This window comes from Paeniglutamicibacter psychrophenolicus (assembly GCF_030812255.1).
GTDB lineage: Bacteria > Actinomycetota > Actinomycetes > Actinomycetales > Micrococcaceae > Paeniglutamicibacter > Paeniglutamicibacter psychrophenolicus_A.
Genome location: NZ_JAUSSH010000012.1, coordinates 63439 through 81552 on the forward strand (window position 1 = coordinate 63439; position 18114 = coordinate 81552).

17 protein-coding genes and 1 tRNA gene are annotated in these 18114 nt (G+C 67.2%); 8 read left to right on the top strand and 10 right to left on the bottom strand.

Features of this window, described 5'->3' with window-relative positions; translation table 11 throughout:
* Window positions 1-78: 78 nt before the first annotated feature.
* The 5 genes from J2T21_RS15315 to J2T21_RS15335 form a co-directional block, all read right to left on the bottom strand.
* Window positions 79-1005, bottom strand: a complete 927-nt coding sequence (locus J2T21_RS15315) for an AEC family transporter (RefSeq protein ID WP_307582430.1) — start codon at window positions 1003-1005, stop codon at window positions 79-81.
* Window positions 1006-1104: 99 nt separating this feature from the next.
* A tRNA-Gly gene (locus J2T21_RS15320) sits at window positions 1105-1175 on the bottom strand.
* Between the two features lie 89 nt (window positions 1176-1264).
* The gene (locus J2T21_RS15325) at window positions 1265-2452 is read right to left on the bottom strand and encodes a cation:proton antiporter (RefSeq protein ID WP_307582432.1); all 1188 of its coding nucleotides are present in this window, start codon (window positions 2450-2452) and stop codon (window positions 1265-1267) included.
* Between the two features lie 18 nt (window positions 2453-2470).
* Window positions 2471-2953 carry a cation:proton antiporter regulatory subunit gene (locus J2T21_RS15330; protein WP_071212689.1) on the bottom strand — a complete coding sequence of 161 codons (483 nt, stop codon included), beginning with the start codon at window positions 2951-2953 and terminating at the stop codon, window positions 2471-2473.
* A 75-nt stretch (window positions 2954-3028) separates the two neighbouring features.
* Window positions 3029-3520, bottom strand: a complete 492-nt coding sequence (locus tag J2T21_RS15335) for an SseB family protein (protein WP_307582433.1) — start codon at window positions 3518-3520, stop codon at window positions 3029-3031.
* 109 nt (window positions 3521-3629) lie between these two features.
* On the opposite strand from J2T21_RS15335, the gene J2T21_RS15340 reads away from it, so the two are divergent.
* The gene (locus J2T21_RS15340) at window positions 3630-5336 is read left to right on the top strand and encodes a fumarate hydratase (RefSeq protein ID WP_071212691.1); all 1707 of its coding nucleotides are present in this window, start codon (window positions 3630-3632) and stop codon (window positions 5334-5336) included.
* A 125-nt stretch (window positions 5337-5461) separates the two neighbouring features.
* Here the strand turns inward: J2T21_RS15340 and J2T21_RS15345 are convergent, their stop codons facing one another.
* Together J2T21_RS15345 and J2T21_RS15350 are read right to left on the bottom strand one after the other, a co-directional pair.
* Window positions 5462-6739, bottom strand: a complete 1278-nt coding sequence (locus J2T21_RS15345; RefSeq protein ID WP_307582436.1) for an Nramp family divalent metal transporter — start codon at window positions 6737-6739, stop codon at window positions 5462-5464.
* A gap of 136 nt (window positions 6740-6875) precedes the next feature.
* On the bottom strand, window positions 6876-7709 hold the full coding sequence (locus tag J2T21_RS15350) for a M15 family metallopeptidase (RefSeq protein ID WP_307582438.1): 834 nt from the start codon (window positions 7707-7709) through the stop codon (window positions 6876-6878).
* A 179-nt stretch (window positions 7710-7888) separates the two neighbouring features.
* Between J2T21_RS15350 and dcd the strand changes: the two genes are divergently transcribed.
* Window positions 7889-8470 (top strand): dCTP deaminase, encoded by a 582-nt coding sequence (gene dcd, locus J2T21_RS15355; RefSeq protein ID WP_307582440.1) that lies wholly within the window; start codon window positions 7889-7891, stop codon window positions 8468-8470.
* An 88-nt stretch (window positions 8471-8558) separates the two neighbouring features.
* Here the strand turns inward: dcd and J2T21_RS15360 are convergent, their stop codons facing one another.
* The 3 genes from J2T21_RS15360 to J2T21_RS15370 are packed head-to-tail and all read right to left on the bottom strand — an operon-like array spanning window position 8559 to window position 11470.
* The gene (locus tag J2T21_RS15360) at window positions 8559-9044 is read right to left on the bottom strand and encodes a GNAT family N-acetyltransferase (protein WP_307582441.1); all 486 of its coding nucleotides are present in this window, start codon (window positions 9042-9044) and stop codon (window positions 8559-8561) included.
* Complete coding sequence (locus J2T21_RS15365) at window positions 9041-10096, bottom strand: malate dehydrogenase (protein ID WP_307582443.1); 1056 nt, start codon at window positions 10094-10096, stop codon at window positions 9041-9043. Before J2T21_RS15365 ends, J2T21_RS15360 begins: the two co-directional genes overlap by 4 nt.
* Before the next feature lie 51 nt (window positions 10097-10147).
* The gene (locus J2T21_RS15370; protein WP_307582444.1) at window positions 10148-11470 is read right to left on the bottom strand and encodes an MFS transporter; all 1323 of its coding nucleotides are present in this window, start codon (window positions 11468-11470) and stop codon (window positions 10148-10150) included.
* Window positions 11471-11715: 245 nt separating this feature from the next.
* On the opposite strand from J2T21_RS15370, the gene J2T21_RS15375 reads away from it, so the two are divergent.
* Genes J2T21_RS15375 through mnhG form a run of 6 tightly spaced genes read left to right on the top strand, consistent with a single transcriptional unit; the run spans window position 11716 to window position 18068 of the window.
* Window positions 11716-14703 carry a Na+/H+ antiporter subunit A gene (locus J2T21_RS15375; protein WP_071212697.1) on the top strand — a complete coding sequence of 996 codons (2988 nt, stop codon included), beginning with the start codon at window positions 11716-11718 and terminating at the stop codon, window positions 14701-14703.
* Window positions 14700-15164 (top strand): Na(+)/H(+) antiporter subunit C, encoded by a 465-nt coding sequence (locus J2T21_RS15380; RefSeq protein ID WP_071212698.1) that lies wholly within the window; start codon window positions 14700-14702, stop codon window positions 15162-15164. The genes J2T21_RS15375 and J2T21_RS15380 overlap by 4 nt, the downstream gene beginning before the upstream one ends.
* On the top strand, window positions 15161-16786 hold the full coding sequence (locus J2T21_RS15385) for a Na+/H+ antiporter subunit D (RefSeq protein WP_307582446.1): 1626 nt from the start codon (window positions 15161-15163) through the stop codon (window positions 16784-16786). Before J2T21_RS15380 ends, J2T21_RS15385 begins: the two co-directional genes overlap by 4 nt.
* Window positions 16787-17401 carry a Na+/H+ antiporter subunit E gene (locus J2T21_RS15390; RefSeq protein WP_307582448.1) on the top strand — a complete coding sequence of 205 codons (615 nt, stop codon included), beginning with the start codon at window positions 16787-16789 and terminating at the stop codon, window positions 17399-17401.
* The gene (locus J2T21_RS15395) at window positions 17398-17661 is read left to right on the top strand and encodes a monovalent cation/H+ antiporter complex subunit F (protein ID WP_071212701.1); all 264 of its coding nucleotides are present in this window, start codon (window positions 17398-17400) and stop codon (window positions 17659-17661) included. The genes J2T21_RS15390 and J2T21_RS15395 overlap by 4 nt, the downstream gene beginning before the upstream one ends.
* Window positions 17661-18068: a monovalent cation/H(+) antiporter subunit G gene (mnhG, locus tag J2T21_RS15400; RefSeq protein WP_071212702.1), complete on the top strand. Its 408-nt coding sequence runs from the start codon at window positions 17661-17663 to the stop codon at window positions 18066-18068. Before J2T21_RS15395 ends, mnhG begins: the two co-directional genes overlap by 1 nt.
* Window positions 18069-18114: the final 46 nt, after the last annotated feature.

The window sequence follows — 18114 nt, forward strand, 5'->3', positions numbered from 1 at the left end:
TCGCATAAGCCTTTTGTTCCGAAGTACGTCGCCACGTCGCGTTCTAGCCTGCAGCCCGGTGCCAATCCGGGAAGAAGCTCAGGTCAGCAACAGGGGAACGAGCATCATGGCCGGGACCGCGACGATGGTGGTGAGCAGGACGGTGTCCTTCGCCAGGACGATGCCGCGCTCGTAGCGCGAGGCGGTGACGAAGATGTTCTGGGCCGTGGGAAGTGCGGCCATGATGACCGCGGCAAACACGGCGTGGGGGTCCAGGCGGAACACCCACACGGCCAGCGCCCAGGCGACCACGGGCTGGAACACCAGCTTCATGCCGGTGGCCACCAAGGTGTCGGCCCTCCGGCCGCCGGAGGCCTCCAGGGGCCTGGAGCCCACCAGCGAAATGCCGAAGGCGATGAGCATGGCCGGGATCGAGGCCCCGGCGATCAGCTCGATGGGGTCGCCCAGCGGCTGGGGGAGCCTGAAGTCGAACAACGCACACGCCAGGCCGGCCAGCGAGCCGACGATCATCGGGTTTTTCAGGGTCTGGACCAGCATGGAGAACACCGTGGTGCGGTGCCTCGAGGTGCTGGCATCCAGGATGGCCAGGCACACGGGGGAGTACAGGGCCAGCTGCCACAGGATCACCGGCGCCGCGTGGGCCATGTCGCCCAGGACGTACAGGGCAATGGGCAACCCCAGGTTGGCCGAGTTCACCGTGGAAGCACTCATGGCGCCGATGGTCGACTCGGTCAAATCCCGGCGCAGCCACCAGCGGGTCACCAGCACGAAGGCAATGGCGGTGGCCAGGGAGGAAAGCGCGGCAACACCCAGGAACGGGCCAAGCACCGAGGCGGGGTTGGAGTCGGCCAGGGTGGTGAACAGCAGGGCCGGGCTGGCGACGAAGAAGGTCAGCCGGTTGAGCACGTAGCGGGCGTTCTCGCCCAGCACGCCGGTCCGCCCGACGAAATACCCCACGGCAATGACGGTCCAGACCACGGCAAAACCAGAGAGTACTCCGCTCATGAGGTTTAAGGGCCCGCTTCCCGCTGTTGGTGGACCCGCGCCGCGCGAAGGCCTTAACGACGTGGGACCCGGCCGCCGGCCGGGTCCCACATGCTTGCGAGCGGGCGACGGGAATCGAACCCGCGTGTCCAGCTTGGGAAGCTGGCGCTCTACCATTGAGCTACGCCCGCAGTGCTCCGGGAAGCCTAATGACCGCCCGGGCAAAAAACAGCATATCCCAAGGTGGGGTGCGAAAACCTAATCGGCGATCCCGGGCGCGTCAAAAAGCCGTGTCCGGCTCCGGTGCGGCCTTGGACAGGAACGGACGGGACAGAGGCTCGGCCAGGCGGGCCGCCACGGGGCCGAGGACCGCCAGCAGCAGCACGTATGCGGTTGCGAGCGCTGCCAGCTCGCCGGTGACCGCCCCGGAAGCGACGGCCAAGCCGGCAATGACAATGGAGAATTCGCCGCGCGCAATCAACGCGACACCGGCGCGGATGCGCCCGGGGACCCCGATGCCGGCGCGTCTGGCGGCCCAGACACCGGTGGCGACCTTCGTCAGCGAGGTGACAACGGCCAGCAGGACCGCCATCGGCAGCACCGCGGGAATGGTGGTCGGATCGGTGTTCAGCCCGAAGACCACGAAGAACATCGCGGCAAACAGGTCACGCAGCGGCTCGAGGACCTTGGTCGCCGAGTGCGCGGTGGACCCGGAAATCGCAATGCCGAGCATGAATGCGCCGACCGCGGCGGACACCTGCAGCGCCGAGGCGAGCCCCGCGACCAGCAGTGCGGCGCCGATCAGCTTGAGCAGGAAGTTTTCGCGGTCCGAGGAGTGGATCAGCCGGGAGATCTGCGGGCCGAAGCGCAACGCCGCCAACAAGACCAGGGTGATGGTGCCCAGCGCGATGCCGACCGCACGCAACCCGCCCAGGAAGCTGAGCCCGGCCAGCGTGGCGGTGAGCACCGGCAGGTAGATGGCCATGGCCAGGTCCTCGAGCACCAGGATGGAGAGCACCACCGGTGTTTCCCTGTTGCCCAGCCTGCCCAGGTCCGAAAGGACCTTGGCGATGATGCCGGAGGAGGAGACATAGGTGACTCCGCCCAGGACCAGTGCCCCGGGAAAGCCCCAGCCCATGAGCAGGGCCAGTCCGGCGCCCGGGGTGAAATTCAGCACCAGGTCCACGATCCCGGCGAGCCAGGCCCCCTTTAATCCGGTGACAAGTTCGCGGGCGGTGTATTCCAGGCCCAGCATCAGCAGGAGCAGGATCACCCCGATTTCGCTGGCGATCTCCCCGAACTCGGAAATGCCCGCCAGGTTGACCATGCCGCCGCTGCCAAAGAGCAGCCCGCCCAGCAGGTACAACGGAACGGGGGACATGCCGACCCTGGCAGCCAGCCTCCCCAACAACCCAAGCCCCAAGAAAACGGCGCCAAGCTCGACCAAGATCAGCGCGGTGCCGTCCATGTCCCGTGCACCTCTCCCTTAGCCGTCGTTGATCAGGTGCGCTGCGTTTTCCAACCCTGCAGAGGTTCCGACGATGACCAGCACGTCCCCGGCATTGAGCTCGAAGCCGGGGCTGGGGGAGGGGAAGACGCTGCCGCTGCGTGAGATCGCGACGACCGAGACGCCCGTGCGGGTGCGCAGGTGCGTGTCACCGAGAGTCTGGTTCACGTACGGGCTTTCGTGGCTGAGCACGAATTGCTGCGTGTTGACCCCGGGCAAATCCCGGTGCTGGTCCGACAGCTGGGTGACCAGTTGCGGTGCACCGAGCATGGCGCCGATGGCCCCGGCCTCTTCGGTGCTCAGCGGTATGGCCGCGGCACAGGCGTCGGGGTCCTCGCGCTGGGAAATGATCAGCTGCATGGTTCCGTCACGCAGGATCACCACGCCCACCCGGCGCCCGGACGCGAGGGTTATTTCGCGACGGACGCCCAGGCCGGGCAGCGACGTATCTTCAAAATTCATGATCCCACTCTAGACCTCGCGGCGGGCCGTGGCCCGTGATTCCGGCCACCCATGCAGGCGGGATGAACCCTGGGCCTACTTCGAGGGCTTTTTCAGGCTTCCGTCGAGGTTGAATTCCTGGCGGATGGTCTTCACCCCGGCGGCGTCGATCTCCAGGCAGATCTCGTGGCCCGGGTTGATGACCAGCCCGGTGTCTTGCAGCGAGCGGATGATGGTGCCGCCCAGCAGCTGCACCCCGTAGGGTGCGACGTCGATGTAGGCGCCCGGGATCCGGGCCAGGTGGGTGAACAGGGCGATGACGGGTTCGCCGGCGGCGTTCTGCAGCAGCATCGGCTGCGCGTTGGTGGTTTCGCCGGAGACCTCCTCACGGCTGAGGAAATACACTTCTGAGTTCATGAAGCTGGCGATGACCTGTCCGTTTAGCGCCGGATCATTCTGGGCGGCGCGGATCATCATCTCCAGGTGGGTGGCCGGCTCGTTGCCGACGGTCTTCGGTTCAACGCCCAAGGCCGCCTGGATGTCCTCGGCGTTGGTGCTGGTCTTGGCTTGCTCGTTCTCTTCGCTCATGCCCCCAAGCATGTCGACTAAGCGACCGGCGGCGCAACCCGATGTCTGGTTGAAGGGCCAACCGTTCTAGAGTGGAGGGACAAAATTGTTTCTGTTGCAAGGAAGCCTGATGCCCGAATTCCAGTACGAAGACCTCCTGCCCATCGGGGCGGACGAGACCACCTACCGCCAGATTTCCACCGAAGGCGTACGCACCATCGAGGGTCCGGGCGGCCGGACATACCTCGAGGTCGACCCCGAGGCGCTTGAACTGCTGGCCTCCACCGCACTGCACGACATCTCGCACTACCTGCGCCCGGCGCACCTTCAGCAGCTGCGCAACATCCTCGATGACGAGGAAGCCAGCCCGAACGACAAGTTCGTCGCCCTGGACCTGTTGAAGAACGCCAACATCGCCGCCGGCGGCATCCTTCCGATGTGCCAGGACACCGGAACGGCCATCGTCATGGGCAAGCGCGGTTCGCAGGTGCTGACCCAGGGCCCGGACGAGAAGGACCTGTCCAAGGGCATCTACAACGCCTACACCACGCTGAACCTGCGCTACTCGCAGCTGGCCCCGCTGACCACCTGGGAAGAAAAGTCCACGGGCAACAACCTGCCGGCGCAGATCGAGCTGTACGCGGACACCACCCCGGGGCACGAGAACCAGTACAAGTTCCTCTTCATGGCCAAGGGCGGCGGCTCGGCGAACAAGTCCTTCCTGTACCAGGAGACCAAGGCCATCCTGAACCCGAACGCGATGCTGCGCTTCCTTGATGAGAAGCTGCGCTCGCTGGGCACCGCCGCGTGCCCGCCGTACCACTTGTCCATTGTCATCGGCGGCACCTCCGCCGAATTCGCGCTGAAGACCGCCAAATACGGTTCGGCCAAGTACCTGGACAACCTGCCGACCACCGGCGCGATGACCGGCCGCGGCTTCCGCGACACCGAGCTGGAGGAGCAGGTGCTGGAGCTGACCCGCAACTTCGGCATCGGCGCCCAGTTCGGCGGCAAGTACTTCTGCCACGATGTGCGCGTGGTGCGCCTGCCGCGCCACGGTGCCTCGCTGCCGGTCGCCATTGCCGTCTCGTGCTCGGCCGACCGCCAGATGCTGGCCAAGATCACCCCCGAGGGCGTGTTCGTGGAGCAGCTGGAAACCGATCCGGCGCGCTTCATGCCGGAGTCCGACCACCCGGCGATCGCCGCCCACGACTCGGAGACCGACGGGGTCACCGGCACCGGCGGCTCCTCGGTGGTGAAGATCGACCTGAACCAGCCGATGGAGCAGATCCTGGCCGAGCTGACCAAGCACCCGGTCAAGACCCGCCTGTCGCTGTCCGGGCCGCTGGTGGTAGCCCGAGACATCGCGCACGCCAAGATCAAGGAACGCCTGGACGCCGGCGAGGACATGCCGGCGTACCTCAAGGACCACCCGGTCTACTATGCGGGACCGGCCAAGACCCCCGAAGGCATGGCCTCGGGTTCCTTCGGCCCGACCACCGCCGGTCGCATGGACTCCTACGTCGAGCAGTTCCAGGCCGCCGGCGGCTCGATGGTGATGCTGGCCAAGGGCAACCGCTCCAAGGCGGTCACCGACGCGTGCAACACCCACGGCGGCTTCTACCTGGGCTCCATCGGCGGCCCGGCCGCCCGCCTGGCCCTGGATTGCATCAAGAAGGTCGAGGTTCTCGAGTACGAGGAGCTCGGCATGGAAGCGATCTGGAAGATCGAGGTCGAGGACTTCCCGGCGTTCATCGTCGTCGACGACAAGGGCAACGACTTCTTCTCCGAGTCCTCCAAGCCGACCTTCACGGGCCTGCCGATCCGCACCAAGTAGGCATCACGCAGCGGAGCCTCCAAGGTTTCCACGGCACCCAAGTGGGGGTGCGGGCAGTCCTGCCCGCACCCCCACCGGTGTCTTGCATCCGGTGGCGGCCCCGGGCCCGCGCAGCTTTTGGGGCATCAGCCCCGGACGGTGAGCACGATCAGCAGCACGTTCAGCGACACCAGCAGCACGGAAACCAGGATCCCGGCCCCGGTCGTGAACCAGCGGTTGGCGTGTGCGCCCATGACGGCCTTGCGGGCCGTGAGGTTCACCAGCGGGATCAGCGCGAAGGGGATGCCGAAGGACAGGGCGACCTGGCTGATGATCAGCGCGAAGGTCGGCTCCACTCCGGAGGCCAGCAGGGCCAGGGCCGGGGCGAGGGTGATCAGGCGGCGGGCCAACAGGGAAATGCGCCGGTGCAGCAGCCCCGCCATGATCTCGGCCCCGGCGTAGGCGCCCACCGCGGTGGAGGCCAGGCCGGAGGCCAGCAGACCCACGGCGAAGAGCGTGGCGACCACGGGGCCCAGGGCAACCTCGAGGGCAGCGTGGGCCCCCTCAAGGGATTCGGTGCCGTCGACCCCGGCCAGGTTCACCGCGGCCAGCAGCAGCATCGCGACGTTGACCGAACCTGCGATGAGCATGGCGATCGAGACGTCCCAGCGCGTGGCCTTCAGCAGCCGGGGGATGGAGCGGAGCAGCGGCTTGGAGCCGAAGCGGTCCCGTGCCAGCGAGGAGTGGGCATAGATCGCGTGCGGCATGATCGTGGCACCGAGGATGGACACGGCCAGCAGCACCGAGTTGGTGTCGGCGAAGCGGGGAACCAGCCCGCTGGCCAACCCGGCCGCCTCGGGCGGTGCGATGAACACCCCGGCGCAGAATCCCACGGCAATGACCAGCAGCAGGCCGATCACGATGCGTTCAAAGACCCAGGGTCCGCGGCGGGACTGGACCAGCAGAAGCCCCATGGAGATGACCCCGGTGATCAGGCCCCCGGCCAGCAACGGCAGGTCGAAGAGCAGGTAGAGGGCCACGGCCCCGCCGATGACCTCGGCGACATCGGTGGCCATGGCGACGGCCTCGGCCTGGAGCCAGTAGGCGATCCGGCCCGCCCGGCTGCCGAAGCGTTCGCGCAACACCTCGGGCAGCGACTTTCCGGTCACCACTCCGAGCTTCGCCGAGAGGTACTGCACCAGCCAGGCCATGAGGTTGCCGCTGAGCACCACCCACACCAGCAGGTACCCGTATTGCGCCCCGGCGCTCATGTTGGCCGCGACGTTGCCCGGGTCCAGGTAGGCGACCCCGGCGACCAGGGCCGGGCCCAGCAGCCAGAGCAGGCGGCGGGTCGCCGGCAGGTTCGTGCCGGGGGTCGTGGATTGCCCTGTTGCTACCGGGGCCTCGGGGGTGTCTTTCGCCATGGCTAAAGAATAGCCCGGTTTAGGCATGGCTAAAACACCTGGGTGGTTGGCGTGGGCACCACGTTGGCGGACGGTTCACCCCGGCGAAGCGTCGCCGGGAGGGAACGGGAAAGCCCCGCGGAAGCCGGGCGGCTTGCTAGCGGGCGAAGTCGTAGCCGATCGACCAGTCGCGGTAGGGCGGCAGGAACCGCAGCACCAGCAGGGACTCGCGCTGCTGCTTGATCTCTGCGGCCGTCAGCGGCTTGACCTTGGACGCCTTGACCAGGGACGCGTGGAATGCCTCGAAGGTGCCGGCCTTGGATTTTGCCATGGCCTTGGCCTGGTCCACGCCGATGTAGCGCAGGTGCCACGGCTCGTACTTGTATCCGGTCACCTTTTCGCCGTCGGACGGGTAGCGGACGATGAAGCCGAAGTCCGCGGCATTGGCGGCCAGCCACTTCCCGCCGGCGGTGTCGCCGAAGCAGGCCTTGAGGTTGCAGTATCCGCTGGACAGGCCGATGTCCGCGGCCAGCCCGATCTGGTGTTCGCTGGTTCCGGCCGGTGCCGACAACCGTGTGGCGTATTCGGTCCCGTACCGGGCCTTGTACCCGTTGAACAAGGACAACTGGCGGTCATAGGAGCGGTATGCGCTGAGCACGGCCAGCGACTGGGAATCCTTGCGCGCCGCCTTGAGCAGGGACTCCAAGGCGGTGGCGGCGTCCTTGCGCAGTTCGTGCCCGCTGCCGGCGACGTCGCGCAGGTCCTTGGGCTTGTAGTTCGCCGGATCCAGGGGGTGGTCCCGGCTCACCAGCGCCAGGTAGGACCCCTGGTCCTTGGTCAGTTCCTCGGTTGTCGGCGGTTTCGGCTGCTTTTCCGCATGCACCTGCGCCGCAGCTGGTGCCGCGGGCGCGGCCTGTGCGGCGAGGGGGGCTGCCAGCACCAGGCTGGCGCCCAGCAACAGGGCGGGAATGCCGGCACGAAACAAAGACACGATGTCCCTTCGGGGAATGAAGCAAGATGGATCCCCTTCAGGATAACCGCTGGGCCCGTGGTTAGCCCATGCCGGAGGGCTCGCAGCACACGGTCCGGGACCCGAAGCGGCACGGTCCGGGCGGCTCGACGAGGTCACCAATGCCCGGTCCACGTGCCCAATGGGATATTTTGGGTAGCGTGCTGATTTCTGATGGTGATATTCGACGCGAGCTGGCCTCCGAACGTATTAAGTTGGACCCCTACGACCCGGAGATGATCCAGCCGGCGAGCGTGGATGTGAGGCTCGATCGGTTCTTCCGGCTTTTCGACAACCACAAGTACGCCCACATCGACCCGGCCGCGGACCAGCCGGAGCTGACGCGCCTGGTGGAAGTCGCTCCCGACGAGGCATTCATCCTGCACCCCGGAGAATTCGTGCTGGGCTCGACGTACGAAACCGTCACCCTGCCCACCGACATCGCCGCCCGGCTGGAGGGCAAGAGCTCGCTGGGGCGCCTGGGCCTGTTGACCCACTCCACCGCCGGATTCATCGACCCGGGGTTCTCCGGGCACGTGACCCTGGAACTGTCGAACATGGCGACCCTGCCCATCAAGCTGTGGCCGGGATCGAAGATCGGGCAGCTGTGCTTCTTCAAGCTCTCTTCCCCGGCCGAGCACCCCTACGGGTCCGGTGCCTACGGAAACCGCTACCAGGGCCAGCGCGGACCCACCGCATCGCGCAGCCACCTGAACTTCCACCGCACGACGCTGGAAAGCTAGCCACAACCACCTGGCGTTCGTGTGCGTGCGCAGGTCCGGGGAACCAGGCCTGCGCACCTGCTTAAGCGCCCGGCGGGGCCGCACATCCCTACAGCTGCAACTTCATGCCATCGTGGCTCGCCGTGAATCCGAGGCCCGCATAGAAGCGGTGCGCGTCGGCGCGGCTCTTGTCCGTCGTCAGCTGCACCAACGAGCAACACTGGGACCGCGCGTACCCGATGCACCACTGAAGGAATTTCTTCCCCACCCCGCGCCCGCGGTAGTCCGCCTGGGTGCGCACCGCCTCGATCTGCGCGCGCCAGGCCCCGCGGCGGGACAAGCCCGGGATGAGCGAGAGCTGCAGCATGGCGATGACCTGCCCCGCATGCTCGCACACCAGCAATCGGTGCGCCGGGTCCCGCTCGATGGCCTCGAAGGCCGCCAGGTACGACCCCGAATCCTCCCCGGGCGCATCCCGTGTTGCGCCCAGTTGGTCATCGGCCAGCATCGACAGGAGCGCGGGCAGGTCGGCCCGCGCCGCATCGCGAACCGCGACCTCCAGCCCGGGCACCTCCAAGCGGGCCAGGGGCTTCACCGTCCGTTCCTTCCCTGGTCGCGTCCGATCAGCCCCATGGAGGCGACCATCCCGCGTTCCTCCTCGAGCTCCCTGACCGAGGCCGCGATCCGCGCACGGACCTCGGCTCCCGGCTCCAGACCCTGCTCGATCTGCCAGGCGCCGTCGCGCGAGTGCACGGGAAAGGAACTGACCAGGCCCCGGGGCACCCCGTAGGATCCGTCCGAGACCACCCCCGCCGACGTCCACGAATCGGCGGTTCCCGAGACCCAGTCCCGGACGTGCTCGACGGCTGCGGCCGCGGCCGAAGCGGCCGAGGAGGAACCTCGCACGGCAATGATCTCCGCCCCGCGCTTGGCCACCCTGGGAATGAATCTCTCCGCCAACCAGGACTCGAGGCTGCAGCTGCCGCCCAGCGCCTCGGTCAACGCCTCGGGCAGCGGGCGGCGCGTTCCGTCGGGGCCCTGGACCCAGCCGTGGGAGATGTCCGGGACCTGGGAGGCCGAGTGGTTCCCCCAGATGGCCACGTTGCCGATGCCCGCCACGGGGACATCCAGGGTGCGGGCCAGCTGCGCCAGCGCCCGGTTGTGGTCCAGGCGGGTCATGGCGGTGAAGCGTTCGGGGGGCACATCCGGCGCATGGGCCGCGGCGATCAACGCATTGGTGTTGGCGGGGTTCCCCACCACCAGGACGCGCACATCCGCAGCCGCATGGGCGTTGATGGCTGCACCCTGCGGACCGAAGATCGCACCGTTGGCGGCCAGCAGGTCCCCGCGTTCCATCCCGGCCCCGCGCGGCCGGGAACCGACCAGCAGGGCCACGTTGGCACCGTCGAAGCCGCGGGAGGGATCGCTTGTCACTTCCACCGATGCCAGCGAGCCGAACGCACAGTCCTGCAATTCCAGGGCGCTGCCCTCGGCCGACTTCATGCCGGCAGGGATCTCCAGCAACTGCAACCTCACCGGGGTGTCGGGTCCGAACATGGCCCCGGAGGCGATGCGGAACAGCAGCGCATAGCCGATCTGCCCTCCGGCTCCGGTCACGGCAACGGTCACAGGTGTTGGTGTGCTCATGGCTAAATGCAACCACCAATGACGGGCAAAAGCCACGGCCCGCCAGGGAGGCTAGGCGGACGTGCGCGGGCCGCGAACCGGGATCAGCAGCAGCAGCCCCAGGAGCAGCACCACCAGGATGCCCAGGATGCCGTAGCGCTGGGCCTCGGCCACATGCGGGGCGGCCAGGGCGATGGAGGCCGCGAAGAGGGCCGGGGCCAGGAAGCTGACGGCACGGCCCGTGGTGGCGTAGAGCCCGAACAGCTCGCCCTCCTGCCCGGTCGGGGCCAGCCGGGCCAGGAAGGCTCGGCTGGAGGCCTGAGCGGGACCGACGAACAGGCACAGCAGCAACCCGAAGATCCAGAAGCCCGAGGCGTCGGGGGAGAAGAACACGCCCAGGCCCGCAACGAGCAACCCGATCAGGGAGATGACGATAACCCGCTTGGGACCGATCCTGTCATCGAGCATGCCGCCGACCATGGCCCCTGCAGCGGCCACCACGTTGCCGACGATGGCGAAGATGATCACCTGCTGCAGCGGGAAGCCGAAGGTGCCCGCGGCGATGATCCCGCCGAAGGTGAACACCGCCGCCAGCCCGTCGCGGAAGACCGCACTGGCGAACAGGAAATAGACCGTGTGGCGATCCGCGCGGGCCAGCGCCACGACGCGGCGCCACAATTCCTGGTAGGACTGCACGATGGTGAAGCGCGGGCCGCCGGGATCCCCGGGGATCTCGGGCACCGCAAAGAGCACCGGCAGGCCGAAGCCCATGAACCACACGGCGGAGAACACCGCGACCAGGCGCAGGTTCAGCGAGTTGGTGTCCGAGGCCCCGGCCCAGTCGAAGAGCGGGGTCACCAGGGTGAACAGCACGATCGCCAGGGCCAGGATGCCACCGAGGTAGCCCATGCCCCAGCCGAATCCGGAGACCTTGCCGATGGTGGACGGGGTGGAAATCTGCGGCAGCATCGCGTTGTAGTTCACCGCGGCGAACTCCGCGAAGACCGAGGCCGCGGCAATCAGGGTCACCCCGAGGACCAGGAAACGCGGCTCGGGGAAAACGAAGAAGCAGGCGGCCGTGAGAAGGGCCACGATCACGGTGTTCACGCCCAGCCAGAAACGCCTCCGGCCCCCGGCATCCGAACGCAGCCCGGTGACCGGGGCCAGCAGCGCGATGGCCACCCCGGCGATGGCCAGGCCGTTGCCCAGGACCACCGAATTGGCGTCCTTGTTGCCGAAAAGGTCGCTGGTCAGATACACGGTGAAGACGAAAGTTGTCATCACCGCGTTGATCGCGGCGGAACCCCAATCCCAGGATGCCCATGCCAAGACGGGTTTGGTGATTATTTTCCGCCGGTCGGTCGATGCCGAGGGTGCCACAGGGAACTCGCTCATGGGTGCATCGTAACTCGCCGAAACAAACAACGGGGGAAGACCGGCAAATTTCGTGCTCGCGCCGCAGAAATTTTCTTTGCAATTCGGATCTTAAACAATCCGGAAACGCGTATTATTCCTCAAAACTTCATCGGCTGAATCCCGTGCCAAAGAGCTGTTCGACACCATCCGGCTGATATCCTAAAAGCTGCCTTTTGACCGTTTTTGTTGCCAGGGCACTGGCCTGCCGACCATGGGAGATAAGTGTGCTCCTAGTCCTGATTGCGCTTTTTGTTGTTGCGGCAATTGCACCATTGATTTTTCGGCTGCTGGGCCGTTCAACCTTCTATGTCTTGGCGGCGGTTCCCGCCGTGGCCTTCGCCTGGCTTGTGGCCAGCTTCCCCTCGTTCCTGGATGCCGAGCAGGCCGCCGCGAGCGGTGAGCCCAACGCACCGCCCTCCGAGCTCTACAGCTGGATCGGCCCGCTGAACGCCCATCTCGATTTCCGGATGGATGCCCTGGCCGCGGTGCTGTGCCTGCTGGTGCTCGGGGTCGGTTCCCTGGTGCTGTTTTACTGTGCGCGCTATTTCAAGAACGAGGACCCGCACACTGGAGCTTTCGGCGCCCAGCTGCTGGCCTTTGCCGCCTCGATGTTCGGCCTGGTCACCGCCGACGACATGATCATGCTCTTCATCTTCTGGGAGCTGACCACGATCCTGTCCTTCCTGCTGATCGGGTTCAACCGCACCAGGATGAGCGCACGGCGTTCGGCACTGACCGCCCTGATGGTCACCACCTTTGGCGGCCTGACGATGCTGGCCGGACTGGTCATGCTCGGCAATGCGGCCGGCACCTACCGCATCTCCGAGATCCTGGCCATGGCCCCGGAACTCACCGCCCTGGGCACCTACATCGACGTGGCCATCGCCCTGGTGTTGATCGGCGCGATCTCCAAGTCCGCTCTCGTTCCCTTCCACTTCTGGCTCCCCGGCGCCATGGCGGCCCCCACCCCGGTCTCCGCGTACCTGCACGCAGCGGCCATGGTCAAGGCCGGCATCTACCTGGTGGCACGACTGGCCCCGGGCTTCAACGAAACCGCCTTCTGGCAACCCATGCTGCTCTGGCTCGGACTGGCGACCCTGCTGATCGGCGGCTGGCGAGCGCTGAAGCAACACGACCTCAAACTGCTGCTGGCCTACGGCACGGTCTCCCAGCTGGGCTTCCTGATCCTGGTCATGGGCATCGGAAGCCCCAACGCGGCGCTCGCTGGCCTGGCCATGATGCTGGCCCACGGGTTCTTCAAGGCAACGCTCTTCCTGGTCGTGGGAATCATCGACCACAAGTCCGGAACCCGCGACCTGCACCAGCTGTCCGGGCTCTACCGCTCCTCCCCGGTCCTCTTTGCCGTTGCCGCCATCGCCGCGGCCTCGATGGCAGGCTTCCCGCCGCTCTACGGCTTCGTCGCCAAGGAAGCGGTCTACGAGGCGCTGCTGGAGCATGCCCAGGGCAACGGCGCCACCGGTGTGGTGCTGCTGGTGGGCGTCCTGCTCGGGGCCATGATGACCTTCGCCTACTCCGCACGCTTCTTGTGGGGCGGCTTCGCCTCCAAGCGGGGCCTTGAACCCAGCGTGTTCCCGCGCGTCCCGGCACTGTTCCTGGCCCCGCTGCTGGTCCTCACCGGCGCCACGGTCGTGTTCGCCTGGATCCCGCACGTGCTCGAGGGCGCCATCGCCCCCTACCTGGGCCTGTTCGGATCCGCCGAGAACCCCATCCACCTGGGCCTCTGGCACGGGTTCAGCCCCGCGCTGGGTCTGAGCATCCTGACCATGATCGCGGGCACCGCGCTCTTCCTGGCCCGGGAGAGGACCTTCCACCTCCAGTCCCGGGTCCCGGCGTTGCTGGATGCCGAACGAGACTACAAGCACATGGTCACCGGCGTGGACAACCTGGCCATCTGGCTCACCGGACGCACCCAGCGCGGTTCCTTGTCCTTCTACCTCGTGGTGATCCTCATCGTGGCGCTGCTGCTGCCGGCCGGCACCGCGATCCTGCTCAGCACCCCGGCACCGGGAAACTTCATCGCCTTCGACCACCCCGCCCAGCTGGTCATCGGGCTCATCATGATCCTCGGCGCCCTCGGTGCGCTGCAGGCCAACCGCCGCTTCCTGGCGGTGCTGATGGTCTCGGTCAGCGGCTACGGCATGGCCGCGATCTTCGCGCTGCAGGGAGCACCGGACCTGGCCGTGACCCAGCTCTTGGTCGAAACCATCGTGCTGGTCGCCTTCGTGCTGGCGCTGCGCGCCCTGCCGGTGGAACTGTGGGCCAAGAACCCCACCGGGCACCGGCTGGGCCGGGCGCTGATCGGCATCGGGTTCGGCGCCTCCATGATCTACATCGCCGCCACCTCGATGGCCTCGCGGGTCGCGGATCCGATCTCGCTGGCCTACCCGGAACTTGCCTACACCGGCGGAGCGGGCAAGAACATCGTCAACGTCACCCTGGTGGACATGCGCGCCTGGGACACCTTCGGGGAAATCACGGTGCTGGCCGCGGCCGCCACCGGCGTGGCCTCGCTGATCTTCGTGCGCGGGCGCGGGGACAAGCGGGTGCGCGCCTCGAACGTGCCGCGCGGATCGGTCGACCACGGTTCCGAGGCCATCGGCGGGGCCAGTCCCAGCCGCGCCGGACTGGCAGTGGCCAGGACCTTTGCGATCTCCAAGAAGGATTCCTGGCTGGTCGCCGGGCACACCCTGGCCCCGGAGCGCCGCTCGATCACCTTCGAGGTGGTCACCCGGCTGCTCTTCCACACCATCCTGCTGGCCTCCGTGTACTTGCTGCTGGCCGGCCACAACACCCCCGGCGGAGGCTTTGCCGGCGGGCTGCTGGCCGGCCTGGCCCTGACCATCCGCTACCTGGCCGGCGGCCGGGTGGAACTGGCCGAGGCCACCCCGGTCAGCCCGGGCACGCTGATGGGCACCGGGCTGGGCCTGGCGGCACTGACCGCCGCGGCGCCGCTGCTCCTGGGCGCCCAGATGTTCACCTCCGCGGCCATCGAATTCACCTGGCCGCTCTTCGGGGAGCAGAAGTTCGTGACTTCCACGCTCTTCGACATCGGGGTGTACCTGGTGGTGGTCGGGCTGGTCATCGACGTGCTGCGCTCCCTGGGCTCGGAGATCGACGACCGTTCCGAGGGCCGCAGCCCCACCGACACACATGACATGGTTTCCGACGCGGATACGGGAGTTGGACGATGAGCACCAATATCACCTTGCTCATAGTGATGGGCGTGCTCTTCGCCGTGGGCATCTACCTTTTGCTCGAGCGTTCGCTGACCCGCGTGCTGCTGGGCATCGTGGTGCTGGGCAACGGGGTGAACCTGTTGATCCTCTCCGCCGGAGGGCGCCGCGGCGAGGCGCCGCTGTACCGGTCGGCGCTGGATGCACAGGAATACAGCGACCCGCTGCCGCAGGCGCTGATCCTCACGGCCATCGTGATCACCTTCGCGGTGACAGCGTTCATGCTGGGCATCATCTACCGCTCCTGGGTCATCTCCCGGGCCGACGTGGTCGCCGACGACGACGAGGACCTGCGCGTCTCGCAGCAGTCGACCTTCGACTTCGAGGAAGACTCCCCGGTCCCCGAGGACACCACCGAATTCGAGGGCGAGGACGCCGAGCCCGCAGGGAACCACCCGGAGAAGGGGCCGCACGCATGATCGATGCACCACTGACCGCCGTTTCATTTGCCCCGCTGGTCGTGGCCCTGCCGATCTTCGGTGCCGCCCTGGCCTTCATCCTGCGCCGCAAGCGCCGCACCCAGCGCCTGGTGACCATCGCGGTCCTGGTGATCACGCTCTGCCTGGAAGCCTGGATGCTGGCCACGGTCTGGGGCGGGGGGACCTACTCGGTGACCCTCGGCGGCTGGGCCCCGCCGTTTGGCATCTCCATGGTCGTGGACGGGTTCTCGGCATTCATGCTGGTGGTCTCCTCCATCGTCTCCCTGGCGGTGCTGCTCTACGCCACCAGCCAGGGCATGGCCGACGGGGACGAGGACGGGCCCGTCTCGATCTTCCACCCCGCCTACCTGATCCTGGTCGCCGGGGTCTCCAACGCCTTTTTGGCCGGGGACCTCTTCAACCTCTACGTGGGCTTCGAGATCCTGCTGACGGCCTCCTACGTGCTGCTGACCCTGGGCGGGACCACCGCGCGGATCCGAGCGGGCACCACCTACGTGGTGGTCTCGGTCGCCTCCTCGCTGCTCTTCCTGATCGCCATCGGCATGATCTATGCGGCCGCCGGCACCGTGAACATGGCGGACCTGGCCGTGAAGCTGCCGGAGATCTCCCCGGGCACGCAGACCGTGCTGCACGTGATGCTGCTGGTCGCCTTCGGGATCAAGGCCGCGGTCTTCCCGCTGTCCTTCTGGCTCCCGGACTCCTACCCGACCGCCCCGGCCCCGGTCACCGCGGTGTTCGCCGGGCTGCTGACCAAGGTCGGGGTCTATGCGATCATCCGCACCGAGACGCTGCTCTTCCCCGCGAACCAGCTCTCCGAACCCTTGATGGTCGTGGCCGGGCTGACCATGCTGGTGGGCATCCTAGGTGCCGTGGCGCAGACCGACATCAAGCGCATGCTCTCCTTCACCCTCACCAGCCACATCGGATTCCTGATCTTCGGGGTGGCCGTGGGGAACCAGCTGGGGCTGGGGGCCACCATCTACTACGTGGCCCACCACATCGTGGTGCAGACCTCGCTCTTCCTGGTCGCCGGGCTCATCGAACGCCGGGCCGGGACCTCGAACATCGAGCGGCTCGGCTCGCTGGCCAAGCTTTCGCCGTTGCTGGCGCTGCTCTTCTTCGTCCCGGCCATGAACCTGGGCGGCATCCCGCCCTTCTCCGGCTTCCTGGGGAAGCTCGGGCTGGTGCAGGGCGGCGCCGAACTGGGCACGCCCGTGGCCTGGGCGCTGGTGGGGGTGTCCCTGTTGACCTCGCTGTTGACGTTGCTGGCGATAGCGCGTGTGTGGAACAGGGCGTTCTGGCGCAAGGCCGAGGACGCCACGGACCCGGACCCGCTGCTGCTGGTGGGCGTGGAAGCCGCGCGCGGGGCGACCTACGACATCGTGGCCAACGAGCCGGCCAGCCGCTATTCCGACCGCGGGAACACCGCACTGCTGCCCAACGGCATGCTGGCCATGACCGCGGCCCTGGTGCTGGTGGGCGTGGCGCTGACGGTGTTTGCCGGGCCGCTGTTTGAATTCAGCGACCAGGTCGCCGGCCAGCTGCTGGACCCGAACAACTACATCGAGGCGGTCCTCGGAACCGGGCAGGGGGTACGGTAAATGACCAAGGAACAACGGCTGAAAGACGCCACCGACGAATCCGGGGCACGCCAACGCGCCACCCTGCGCCAGGAACTGCCTCTGCTGGCAGGCATGATGCTGGTCTGGGGTGCGCTCTGGCAGGACTTCGCCATCGGCAACCTCGTCTTCGGGCTGCTGATCTCGCTGGTGCTGGTGCGGGTCTTCCGGCTGCCGCCGGTGATCCTATCGGGGCGCTTCAATGTTTGGCGTGCCGCGGTGTTCGCCGGGGCGTTCCTGCGGGACGTGACCCTGGCCAGCTTCGAGGTCCTGTACCTGGCGGTGTTCCGCGGCCCGCGCACCACAAGCGCGATCATCACCGTCACGCTGCGCACCGGATCGGACTTGCTGGTCACCTTCGTGGGCCACGTGCTGACGCTGGTCCCCGGCTCCTACGTCGTGGAGGTGGACCGGCGGACCTCGACCCTGTACCTGCACGTGCTCAACGTCAACGACGAGGCCGGGGTGGAAAAGGCGCGGGCCTCGGTGATGATGATCGAGGAACGGCTGATCCGCATGATGGGCACCAAGGAAGAACTGGCCGAGTTGAATGCCGAGAAATCGGCCCCGGGCAAGGAACACGGAGAAACACCATGAACATCGTCCTGTGGATCTGCGGGATCACGCTCTCGATCGCCGGCGCCCTGGCCATGATCAGGCTGGCCAAGGGGCCCTCGATCCTGGAACGCGTCATCGCCACCGACGTGCTGCTGCTGATCGTCTCCGCGGCGCTGTGCGTGGACATGACCATCAACAAGCACACCGACAACCTCATCTTCGTGCTGCTGGCATGCCTGGTCGGGTTCGTCGGCTCGGTGACGGTTTCGCGCTTCGTCACGGACCGGAGGAACGCCTGATGCTGGACACCGTCATCGACATCGTGGCCGGGACGTTCATGATCGTCGGCTGCCTGATGTCACTGGCCGCGGGCATCGGCATGCTGCGCTTCCCGGACCTGCTCTCGCGCCTGCATGCGGCGACCAAGCCGCAGGTGCTGGGGCTGTTCCTGCTGCTGGCCGCGCTCGGGCTGGAACTGCGGTCCTGGGCGGTGCTTCCGGTGCTGCTCCTGGCCTGGCTGCTGCAGTTGCTCACCGCCCCGGTCTCGGCGCACATGGTGGGACGGGCCGGCTACCGGACCCGGCACCTGAAGCGCGAGACCCTCATCGCGGACGAATTGGCGGCGGTGGTCGAGGCCGCGGAGCAGCGCGAAGAGGCCGAGCACGGCCGGGACGGCAACAGGGACCGCGCCGACTTCATCGACTAGTCCACCGGACCCTGGGCCGGCGCCGCCAACCGGCACGGGCCACGCC

What these genes read in the sequence shown, in the direction of transcription:
- mnhG (WP_071212702.1), top strand. Translation starts at nt 17,661, where the DNA reads ATGCTGGACACCGTCATCGACATCGTGGCCGGGACGTTCATGATCGTC.
- J2T21_RS15395 (WP_071212701.1), top strand. Translation starts at nt 17,398, where the DNA reads ATGAACATCGTCCTGTGGATCTGCGGGATCACGCTCTCGATCGCCGGC.
- J2T21_RS15380 (WP_071212698.1), top strand. Translation starts at nt 14,700, where the DNA reads ATGAGCACCAATATCACCTTGCTCATAGTGATGGGCGTGCTCTTCGCC.
- J2T21_RS15365 (WP_307582443.1), bottom strand. Translation starts at nt 10,096, where the DNA reads ATGAGCACACCAACACCTGTGACCGTTGCCGTGACCGGAGCCGGAGGG.
- J2T21_RS15385 (WP_307582446.1), top strand. Translation starts at nt 15,161, where the DNA reads ATGATCGATGCACCACTGACCGCCGTTTCATTTGCCCCGCTGGTCGTG.
- J2T21_RS15315 (WP_307582430.1), bottom strand. Translation starts at nt 1,005, where the DNA reads ATGAGCGGAGTACTCTCTGGTTTTGCCGTGGTCTGGACCGTCATTGCC.
- J2T21_RS15330 (WP_071212689.1), bottom strand. Translation starts at nt 2,953, where the DNA reads ATGAATTTTGAAGATACGTCGCTGCCCGGCCTGGGCGTCCGTCGCGAA.
- J2T21_RS15390 (WP_307582448.1), top strand. Translation starts at nt 16,787, where the DNA reads ATGACCAAGGAACAACGGCTGAAAGACGCCACCGACGAATCCGGGGCA.
- J2T21_RS15325 (WP_307582432.1), bottom strand. Translation starts at nt 2,452, where the DNA reads ATGGACGGCACCGCGCTGATCTTGGTCGAGCTTGGCGCCGTTTTCTTG.
- J2T21_RS15340 (WP_071212691.1), top strand. Translation starts at nt 3,630, where the DNA reads ATGCCCGAATTCCAGTACGAAGACCTCCTGCCCATCGGGGCGGACGAG.
- J2T21_RS15370 (WP_307582444.1), bottom strand. Translation starts at nt 11,470, where the DNA reads ATGAGCGAGTTCCCTGTGGCACCCTCGGCATCGACCGACCGGCGGAAA.
- J2T21_RS15335 (WP_307582433.1), bottom strand. Translation starts at nt 3,520, where the DNA reads ATGAGCGAAGAGAACGAGCAAGCCAAGACCAGCACCAACGCCGAGGAC.
- J2T21_RS15345 (WP_307582436.1), bottom strand. Translation starts at nt 6,739, where the DNA reads ATGGCGAAAGACACCCCCGAGGCCCCGGTAGCAACAGGGCAATCCACG.